The organism is Acidovorax sp. K2F, assembly GCF_025246485.1.
Lineage (GTDB): Bacteria > Pseudomonadota > Gammaproteobacteria > Burkholderiales > Burkholderiaceae_C > Acidovorax > Acidovorax delafieldii.
Genome location: NZ_JAOBSQ010000090.1, coordinates 1 through 1575, shown reverse-complemented (window position 1 = coordinate 1575; position 1575 = coordinate 1). Strand labels below are relative to the sequence as shown.

The following is a 1575-nucleotide window of genomic DNA, read 5'->3' as shown; positions in this document are numbered from 1 at the left end:
CAAGCTGACCACCCAGTAGAGGTTCAAACGCTGTGTTCCGCCGCTACAAGGGGCAAGTTTGTGTGGAAGCAAAAGCATGGTGCGCCAGCTGCGTCATTGGGGTGGTTTGGGGTTGATTCCAGAGATTTCCCAATCCAACCTGTTGATTCGCAGGCTGTTACGGAACGCCATTGGGGAATGTGTCGACTGATTGGGAACTAGTGTGCTTGCGCCGGAACGGTGCTACGGCTGCTCTTTTGTGCCAACTCATGCAGGGCGGGGCAACCAACCAATGTGCCGTACCTGAACACAAAGATTCACCACTACGCTGCGGTGGCGCATTCTGCGGGGGCACCAGGACTATGACGACATCCGTCACTGGTTTTCACAAGGTTTGACGTAGACAGGCTGTGCCAGCTCAGCTGAATTGGCAGTACTAAAGGCTGCGCAGCTTTTCAATCAGCGCCTCGGCATTAGCTGCGGTCATACCCGTCTTGCCGTCAACGAGGAACAAGAATCGATTGAACGGACGGTACAGCCATGAACGGTCGTCAATAGCCAACCACGGAAACACAACTCTCTCATTGGCGCGTAGCCATGCGTTGCATTCAGCTTCCCGTTCAAAGGCCTGCAGCGACTCTGGAACGTTCTCCAATTGGCTGAATTTTGCTGTTACGCCGACGATGCGATGTATAAGGTCGGGTGAGAACCGTGCGCGCAGATCGTCGAGTGGAACTTGAAAACGCCAGGTGCTAGTGATCACAACTTCCCACTCGGGAGTCCGGCGCAGCACTTGTTCGAAGACTGGTAGGCAGCAGAAATGTCGAGACTCGTGGCAGTGTTCCGGATGCAAGACGCCGTCAAAGTCCAGAAAGATTGTTCTCATTTGGAACGGCCTTTAGCACGAGATCAGTTTCGAGCACACCAACATAAGTGCATATGCGAAGTTGCGTAACCTCAATAGGTGTTGCTTCTTGTGACGCGATGGACATCTTGCACGCTCATTCGCCATCGATGATTTTTTCTATTGACCTCAGTGCGACGCCGTGAAGCAACATCTGCTGCTCATAAACCACTCGTGCCTCGAAAAGTCTGTCAAGAGAAAAAGCCGTCCATGGAAATCGGCCCAGCTGACTCACTCTCTCCAGTTCCTCCGTAGTTCCATCAAGTTCAAAGTCTGCGCGAAACAGAAGGTTCGTTAGTGCCAGTAGGTAGCTCAGTTCGGGTGCAAAGATACGGCATGGGGGTTGTGAGATCTCAACTAGTCTGACCCGTGCGTGCAAAAGCAACGTTGCTGTCGCTAGAGCTAACGCCCAAGCCTGCATTCGGTCAGCCCTCAGAAAAGCCTCATCGGTCGCGATCGTCAACAGTGTTTTGTGAACATGTTGAGAGGTGAAGTCTGGTATCTCAATCACTGAATGAAACTGAGGTCGAGGTGAACGCTTCATTGCAGTGTCGAAGATCGAAGGACTGAATCGCTCCGAAATTCTTCTCAAATCTAACAGTTCTTGCTCGCTCATCTCTGGCAAGAGCAGGGCCAAATCGGAAGAAAACTGAGCGTAGACCGTTCCAGTCCTCGGATTCCACTGCTCATGC

2 protein-coding genes are annotated in these 1575 nt (G+C 52.3%); both read right to left on the bottom strand.

Features of this window, described 5'->3' with window-relative positions; all coding sequences use genetic code 11:
• Nucleotides 1-415 precede the first annotated feature (415 nt).
• Nucleotides 416-865: an HAD domain-containing protein gene (locus N4G42_RS25335; RefSeq protein ID WP_137749096.1), complete on the bottom strand. Its 450-nt coding sequence runs from the start codon at nt 863-865 to the stop codon at nt 416-418.
• A gap of 115 nt (nt 866-980) precedes the next feature.
• Nucleotides 981-1575: hypothetical protein (locus N4G42_RS25330; protein WP_260669159.1), on the bottom strand; the 595-nt coding region annotated here is incomplete at its 5' end.